This window comes from Propionivibrio sp. (assembly GCF_049316945.1).
GTDB lineage: Bacteria > Pseudomonadota > Gammaproteobacteria > Burkholderiales > Rhodocyclaceae > Propionivibrio.
In genome coordinates this window covers 19,600-27,125 of the sequence record NZ_JBMOJE010000070.1, presented here as the reverse complement: position 1 = coordinate 27,125, position 7,526 = coordinate 19,600, and the positions used below count along the sequence as shown (strand labels likewise).

Genomic DNA, 7,526 nt, shown 5'->3' with positions numbered 1-7,526 from the left:
CCTCCAGCTCAAGCGTCACGAGCTGGTGGTGCTGATCTCCGTCTCGACCGTCACGAGTTGGTGGCGCTACCGGCGTCCGGCGAGATCGTCACGAGCCGGTGGTGCCAGGCATCGCGCCCTGATGGTTCTGGCCTCCAGCTCAAGCGTCACGAGCTGGTGGTGCTGATCTCCGTCTCGACCGTCACGAGCTGGTGCTGCTGCCGGACTCCGGCGAGATCGTCACGCCTTGGTGACGAATTGCCGTGGTGCTGTCCTGCCTGGTGATCGCCAGTGCGAAAGCCGGTGGCCGTGGCTCTGGCCTTCGGTCTGGAGATGTTCTCGATCTCTGGGCAGTGGCTTTGATTGGCAATTATTGCCCGTTACTGCGTAACGATGAATTAGAAACTTCTAATACGCTTGCACGAAATAAATGCTCAATTTGTCCTTGTTTGGCGCTATGGGGTGCTCAATTACAAAAAAAGACACTCTCCGAAGAATTAATTTATCGGCGTTTATGATCGGTTTTTGTTGTGACGATTAGAAGAATATGTAACCCCGGCGTAACCCCAGCCTACAAAAGAAAAAGGCTCGCATCGCTGCAAGCCTTGGTATGACTGGTGGTGATGGGCAGAATTGAACTGCCGACCTATGGGTTATGAATCCATCGCTCTAACCAACTGAGCTACATCACCAAGTGGGGCGCGAGATTATAGGGTTGCAGGCAGTTTCTGGTCAAGCATTACGGCCACACAAGGCGCCCTGGCTTGTCTATAATGGCATCATGCCGATACCTGCATCCCTTATCGCCTCTATTATCAGCGCTATTATTGAAACGGCGGCGCAGAGCCCTTCTTCGAATACGGCGCAATACCAGACGTATGCAACGTCCCGCACGCTACCGCCAGAAGCCAAGCTGGGTGTGATGTTGCCCCCGCTGGGCGATGGCTTGGTGGTGATCAATGGGCAGTCGTTACGGCTGGCGCCCACGGCTCAGTTTCGCAGCCAGCGAAACTTGATTGTCATGCCGATGAGCATCCAGGATACGAAAGACGTTGTTTACATTACCGATGCATCCGGCGCGATTTATCGCGTATGGATGCTTAGCCAAGCCGAAGCTTCGGCACATCCCAAAAACTGATCAAGTAAAAATGGTAAAAAAATTGTTCATCCGCACCTTCGGGTGCCAGATGAACGAGTACGATTCGGACAAAATGGCCGATGTACTCGCTGCTTCTGAAGATATCGTCAAGACCAACAACCCTGAAGACGCCGATATCATCCTCTTCAACACCTGCTCGGTACGCGAAAATGCGCAGGAGCGTGTTTTTCACGAACTCGGTCGGGTGCGGCGGCTCAAACTGGCGAAACCGGGCCTTGTGATTGGTGTCGGGGGATGCGTTGCCAGCCAGGAAGGCGCGGCGATAGTCGCCCGCGCGCCCTACGTGGATATCGTTTTTGGACCGCAAACACTACATCGCTTGCCGCAGTTGATTGCTGAACGAAGACGTTTGGGGAAGTCTCAGGTCGATATTTCCTTCCCCGAAATCGAGAAGTTCGACAACCTGCCACCAGCCAAAGTCGATGGGGCTTCGGCCTTTGTTTCGATCATGGAGGGCTGCAGCAAGTTCTGCACTTTCTGCATCGTTCCCTTTACTCGCGGTCAGGAAGTTTCGCGCCCCTTCGATGACATTTTGACCGAGGTGGCTGGCCTGGCCGTGCAGGGCGTCAAGGAAGTGACGCTGCTCGGGCAGAATGTGAATGCCTATAGAGGTGCGATGTCGGGCGATGAGAATTCGGGGGAACTCGCCGATCTTGCATTGGTCATTGAATACATTGCGGAGATTCCAGGCATTGAGCGCATCCGCTACACCACATCACATCCGCGCGAACTTTCACAACGTTTGATTGACATTTACGCCAAGGTGCCAAAACTGGTCTCCCATCTGCACCTTCCTGTCCAGTCCGGCTCAGACCGTGTGCTGGCGGCAATGAAGCGGGGCTATACGGCGATCGAATACAAGAGTCTGGTGCGCAAACTGCGCGCCGTTCGCCCCGATCTCTCGTTGTCATCGGACTTCATCGTCGGGTTTCCTGGCGAGACGGCTGAGGATTTCGAAAAGACCATGAAGCTGATCGATGATGTCGGCTTCGATGCCTCCTTCTCTTTTCTTTACAGCGCTCGCCCCGGAACGCCAGCTGCAGAACTTCACGACGATACGCCACACGCAGTCCAGCTTGAGCGCCTGATGCGCCTGCAAAAGCGCATTGAGGAACTAGCGCAGACTGTTTCGGTAGCGATGGTCGGCACGGTTCAGCGGGTGCTGGTGGAAGGCCTGTCAAAGAAGAACGATAGGGAACTGGCTGGGCGAACCGACAATAACCGCATCGTGAATTTCGAAGGTAATCCCCGCCTCGTGCATCGATTCGTCGACCTGTTCATCACCTCCGCTCTGCCACATTCGTTGCGCGGCGAGATACTGACCAAGGAATCATGAGCGCAAAATTAACCCCAAAACCCAGGGGAAACCCTGAAAAACCATCGCGAATGGGCCGGGCGCAAGGCGCACGGAGTCCGGCAACAAAGTTGCCTGAAGCCGATAGTCCCTCAAGAGAGCGATCGGCTCGCATTGCGGCCCCTTCAGAGACCTCCAGATCAGCCGAGCTATTCCTCTCGCCGGTTAATAACACGCAACTTGCCAACCTGTGCGGCGCACTTGACGATAACCTGCGCCAGATCGAAACAGCACTTGATGTTTCCATCGCCCGTCGCGGCGAGCGTTTCACCTTGCGCGGCGATCCGATGCAGACGGCGCGGGCCTCCGAGGCGCTGCAAATGTTCTATGCGTTGGCCAAGGACACGCTGTCAGTAGATGAAATCCAGCTCGGACTGATCGAACTTATTAATCGACCGATGCGCAAGAATTCGGCAAACGGCGGGCTTTCGCCAACCCTGATGACGCGCAAGACAGAGCTTCACGGACGTACTCCGCGCCAAGTCGAGTACCTCAAGCATATTCAGGAACACGACATTACTTTCGGTACTGGTCCGGCCGGCACCGGCAAGACCTATCTGGCAGTGGCTTCGGCGGTCGACGCCTTTGAGCGCGAACTGGTGCAACGCATCGTGCTCACCCGCCCGGCAGTCGAGGCCGGCGAGCGACTGGGCTTCCTGCCCGGCGATCTGGCGCAGAAAGTCGACCCCTATCTTCGCCCGCTCTACGACGCACTCTATGACCTGATGGGCTTTGACAAGGTGGCCAAGCTGTTCGAACGCGGCGCCATCGAAATCGCCCCGCTCGCCTACATGCGGGGGCGCACGCTGAATCACGCCTTCATCATTCTCGACGAGGCACAGAACACGACGCCCGAGCAGATGAAGATGTTTCTCACACGCATCGGCATTGGCGCCAAGGCCGTGGTCACCGGCGACGTGACGCAGATTGACCTGCAACGCGGGCAGAAGAGCGGGCTGATTGAAGCGCGCCTGATTCTAAAAGAAGTGCGTGGCATTGCCTTTACCGAATTCCAGAAGGAAGATGTTGTCCGTCATCCGCTAGTCGCACGCATTGTCTCCGCCTATGAAGCGCACACTGCCTCGCTGGAAGGCAAATGACCAGCAGGCGTCTCAATCTGAGCGTGCAATACGGTTGTAACAGGCTGGGCTTACCCTTGCGTCCGCTGGTTCGGTCGTGTGCCCGTGCCGCGTTGGAGGGGGGAGGGCAGGTGACCATTCGCTTTGTTGGCGCCGAAGAAGGGCAGTCGCTCAATCGAGATTACCGAAACAAGGATTACGCGACCAACGTACTATCCTTTCCTTACGAATCCGAACCTGTCATGTGCGGCGATCTCGTCATCTGTGCGCCGGTGGTCGAGCGCGAAGCGATCGAACAGGGCAAATCAACGGAAGCTCATTACGCCCATCTGATCGTGCATGGCATGCTGCATTTGCAAGGGTACGACCACGAAGCCGGAGAACTGGAAGCACAGGAAATGGAAGGCCGGGAAAAGGAAATCCTTGGGCGACTCGGGTATCCCGACCCGTACCTGTGAAGAGTCAGGACTGGGGAGTGGCGCATAGCTACTCTCCACTCCTCACTCCTCACCCATCAACGAGTAATGGACGAAAACAAACCGACTTTCTTTGAACGAATCTCTTCACTTCTCCTTCGCGAGCCTGAAGATAGAGAACAACTCATGCGGCTTCTGCATTCGGCCTACGAGCGTAATCTGCTTGATGCCGACGCGCTGTCGATCACCGAAGGGGCGCTTGCCGCCTCTGAGATCAGTGTGCGCGATGTCATGGTGCCGCGCTCACGGATGGAAGTCATCGACATTGATGATCCTCTGGCCGAAATAATTGCCCAGGTGAATCGCACGGCCCACTCGCGCTTTCCGGTCATCGATGGTAGTCGCGACAACGTAATCGGCCTGCTGCTGGCCAAGGATCTCCTGCGCCTGCAGACAGAAGTCAAATTCAGCCTGCGCGATTGGCTGCGTCCGGCCGTATTCATCCCCGAATCCAAGCGGCTGAACGTGCTGTTGCGCGAGTTCCGTGTATCGCACAATCACATGGCGGTGGTGGTCGACGAATACGCAGGCGTTTGCGGCCTGATCACCATCGAGGATGTTCTGGAGCAAATTGTCGGTGACATCGAAGACGAATACGATTTCGATGAAGACGATGACAATATCCGGCTCGACCATACCGGCCGTTACCGCGTCAAGGCACAAACAACGGTTGAGGATTTCAACGCACTCCTTGGGAAGCATTTCAGCAACGGGGAATGCAATACTGTTGGCGGGTTGATCCTGAATCATCTCGGCCGGGTGCCAAAGCGCAACGAGGCCATCGAGCTTGACGGTTTGCGCTTTCAGGTCTTGCGTGCCGACAGCCGCAGGCTTTATACGCTGGTTGTAAGCGCGGTTCAGGACGTTGATGAATCGGCCTAGGCCGAAGGCACTGCGCTTGCTTGCCGCGCTGCTGCTCGGGGCAACAAGTGTGCTCGCCTTTGCCCCGCTGGGCTGGTTTCCTCTGGTCTGGATAACGCTGGGCGGCCTGTTCGGGCTTCTTGCCATCGCTGCTAACGAAAACAAGGGCACATTCAAAGACTCGCTTGATGGCGCTCTCATCGGCGCTGCCTTTGGCTTTGGTTTGTTCATTGCCGGAGTTTCGTGGGTTTATGTCAGCCTGAGTACCTTTGGCGGCATGCCCGTGCCCGTTGCCGCGCTGGCCACCTTCCTGTTCTGCTGCCTTCTGTCGCTATTTCCGGCACTGGCCGGCGCATTGTTTGTCCGTTTTTCACCAGACGGATGGTGGCAACGCTGTCTGTATTTTGCCGCGCTGTGGACACTCACTGAATGGCTGCGCGGCTGGGTCTTGACCGGTTTTCCGTGGCTGGCCATCGGCTATTCGCAGGCACCGCCCAGCCCGCTCGCCGGATTTGCGCCAGTGCTTGGCGTCTATGGCGTCTCGCTGACTACCGCACTCGTCGCCGCGTTGATCTGTGAAGTATTCCGCCGCTGGATGTCAGTCGAACCTTGTCCCGCTTCGCGCTGGATACGCTGGTGTCCGCTACTGCCGATGCTGCTTGCGGGCTTCTTGCTGGCCGGCGGCGATTTGTTGCGTGAGGTGCATTGGACAGAAGCGCAGGGTGCCCCGCTGAGCGTCGCCTTGCTGCAAGGCAATGTGGCGCAGGACATGAAATGGCGTCCGGAGAAATTCAACGAGTCGCTGCGCACTTATTACCGTTTGGCCGATGAGAATCCGGCACGACTGACTGTTCTGCCCGAAACCGCGCTGCCAGCCTTTCTTGAGCAGGTTCCAGCCGAATACCTTGACGAACTGAAAAAGCTCGCTGAACGTCAGCAGGGCGACATGCTTTTGGGAATTGCCACCGGCGACAGGACGCAATACGCCAATGCGGCGATAAGCCTTGGTCAATCGCCAGAGCAGCGTTACAGCAAGTCACATCTGGTTCCCTTTGGTGAGTTCGTCCCGCCCGGTTTTTCCTGGTTTCTCGCTATGGCGAATATTCCGATGTCAGACTTCACGCCCGGCGCGAACAAACAAATGCCAATGAGCATCACCGGGCAGAAGGTCGCGGTAAATATCTGTTATGAAGATGCCTTCGGCGAGGAAATCATCCGCGCCCTACCGGAAGCCACCTTGCTTGTGAATCTCTCCAATGTCGCCTGGTTCGGCGACTCGCTGGCCCCGGCTCAGCATCTGCAGATCGCCCAGATGCGGGCACTTGAAAGCGGCCGTATGATGCTGCGCGCCACCAACACCGGCATGACCGCCATTGTCGGCGCCGACGGCCAGGTTCAGGGCGTACTGCCGCCTTTCACCCGGGCAGCATTGATCGGAGAGGTGCTGGGATACTCTGGGACAACCCCTTATGTGCGCGGAGGCAACTGGCCGGTGATTGTTATTTCGCTGCTGCTGGTCGCTTTCATCCGAAAAGGCAAGGCAGCATCCGGAAGCAAGTGAATCGTGTAATGGCGCTTTAACTAAAGCCTGATTTCAGGCCCGACTTTACCTGCCACTTTATGCCAGCGCCAAAGCGCGCGAGTTTTCGGTGGTAGCGTTGCATGAAAAACCAAGTAAAATCGGCCTTCATTCAGCTATTGCGAAGCCTTACATGCCAACTTTTCAGGAAGTCATTCTGCGTCTCCAGAATTTCTGGGACAAACAGGGGTGCGCACTGCTCCAGCCCTACGACATAGAAGTCGGGGCCGGCACCTTCCACACCGCCACGTTTTTGCGTGCGATCGGCCCGGAACCGTGGAATGCTGCTTACGTGCAGCCTTCGCGCCGCCCCAAGGACGGCCGCTACGGCGAGAACCCGAACCGTCTGCAGCACTACTACCAGTACCAGGTCGTCCTGAAGCCCTCTCCGGCGAACATCCAGGAACTCTACCTGCAATCGCTGGAAGCCTTGGGCATCAACCTCCAGGAGCACGACATCCGCTTCGTCGAGGACGACTGGGAATCGCCGACACTCGGCGCCTGGGGGCTGGGCTGGGAAGTCTGGCTGGACGGCATGGAGGTAACGCAATTCACCTATTTCCAGGAAGTCGGCTCGCTGACCTGCCGGCCAGTACTCGGTGAGATTACCTATGGCCTCGAACGTCTGGCCATGTATCTGCAAGGCGTCGAGAACGTCTATGACCTCGTCTGGGCGGAAGGGCCGGGCTACCGGGTGAGTTACGGCGACGTCTATCATCAGAACGAAGTCGAGCAATCCACCTACAACTTCGAACATTCCAATGTCGAAATGCTGTTCCGTCATTTCAGCGAATACGAATCCGAGGCCAAGCGCCTGATGGGCCTTGAGCTGACCTTGCCGGGCTTCGAAATGGTCATGAAGTGCTCGCATACCTTCAATCTGCTCGATGCACGCGGCGCCATTTCAGTCACCGAACGCGCTGCCTACATCGGTCGTGTCCGCGCCCTGGCACGTGAAGTTGCGCAGTCCTACTACAACTCGCGCGAAGCCCTGGGCTTCCCGATGTGCAAGGCCCCAGCCGCTGCGGAGGCAAAATAA

Annotated in this window: 7 protein-coding genes and 1 tRNA gene; 7 read left to right on the top strand and 1 reads right to left on the bottom strand. The window is 57.0% G+C overall.

Annotated elements, in window-relative coordinates:
- Positions 1–594: 594 nt before the first annotated feature.
- A tRNA-Met gene (locus ACOYNV_RS15915) sits at positions 595–671 on the bottom strand.
- Between the two features lie 2 nt (positions 672–673).
- Between ACOYNV_RS15915 and ACOYNV_RS15910 the strand changes: the two genes are divergently transcribed.
- The 7 genes from ACOYNV_RS15910 to glyQ all read left to right on the top strand — a co-directional run bounded on the left by ACOYNV_RS15910 (position 674) and on the right by glyQ (position 7,526).
- Complete coding sequence (locus ACOYNV_RS15910) at positions 674–1,117, top strand: hypothetical protein (protein ID WP_422900771.1); 444 nt, start codon at positions 674–676, stop codon at positions 1,115–1,117.
- 10 nt (positions 1,118–1,127) lie between these two features.
- Positions 1,128–2,474 carry a tRNA (N6-isopentenyl adenosine(37)-C2)-methylthiotransferase MiaB gene (gene miaB / locus ACOYNV_RS15905; protein WP_422900770.1) on the top strand — a complete coding sequence of 449 codons (1,347 nt, stop codon included), beginning with the start codon at positions 1,128–1,130 and terminating at the stop codon, positions 2,472–2,474.
- Positions 2,471–3,592: a PhoH family protein gene (locus ACOYNV_RS15900; RefSeq protein WP_422900769.1), complete on the top strand. Its 1,122-nt coding sequence runs from the start codon at positions 2,471–2,473 to the stop codon at positions 3,590–3,592. Before miaB ends, ACOYNV_RS15900 begins: the two co-directional genes overlap by 4 nt.
- A complete protein-coding gene (gene ybeY, locus ACOYNV_RS15895) occupies positions 3,589–4,029 on the top strand; it encodes an rRNA maturation RNase YbeY (RefSeq protein WP_422900768.1) in 441 nt (146 codons plus the stop codon). Before ACOYNV_RS15900 ends, ybeY begins: the two co-directional genes overlap by 4 nt.
- Positions 4,030–4,095: 66 nt before the next feature.
- Entirely contained in the window at positions 4,096–4,929 is an 834-nt protein-coding gene (locus tag ACOYNV_RS15890) for an HlyC/CorC family transporter (RefSeq protein ID WP_422900767.1), read from the top strand.
- Positions 4,916–6,469: an apolipoprotein N-acyltransferase gene (gene lnt / locus ACOYNV_RS15885; protein WP_422900766.1), complete on the top strand. Its 1,554-nt coding sequence runs from the start codon at positions 4,916–4,918 to the stop codon at positions 6,467–6,469. Before ACOYNV_RS15890 ends, lnt begins: the two co-directional genes overlap by 14 nt.
- A 151-nt stretch (positions 6,470–6,620) precedes the next feature.
- Complete coding sequence (gene glyQ, locus ACOYNV_RS15880; RefSeq protein ID WP_422900765.1) at positions 6,621–7,526, top strand: glycine--tRNA ligase subunit alpha; 906 nt, start codon at positions 6,621–6,623, stop codon at positions 7,524–7,526.

What these genes read in the sequence shown, in the direction of transcription:
- miaB (WP_422900770.1), top strand. Translation starts at nt 1,128, where the DNA reads ATGGTAAAAAAATTGTTCATCCGCACCTTCGGGTGCCAGATGAACGAG.
- ACOYNV_RS15900 (WP_422900769.1), top strand. Translation starts at nt 2,471, where the DNA reads ATGAGCGCAAAATTAACCCCAAAACCCAGGGGAAACCCTGAAAAACCA.
- ybeY (WP_422900768.1), top strand. Translation starts at nt 3,589, where the DNA reads ATGACCAGCAGGCGTCTCAATCTGAGCGTGCAATACGGTTGTAACAGG.
- ACOYNV_RS15890 (WP_422900767.1), top strand. Translation starts at nt 4,096, where the DNA reads ATGGACGAAAACAAACCGACTTTCTTTGAACGAATCTCTTCACTTCTC.
- lnt (WP_422900766.1), top strand. Translation starts at nt 4,916, where the DNA reads ATGAATCGGCCTAGGCCGAAGGCACTGCGCTTGCTTGCCGCGCTGCTG.
- glyQ (WP_422900765.1), top strand. Translation starts at nt 6,621, where the DNA reads ATGCCAACTTTTCAGGAAGTCATTCTGCGTCTCCAGAATTTCTGGGAC.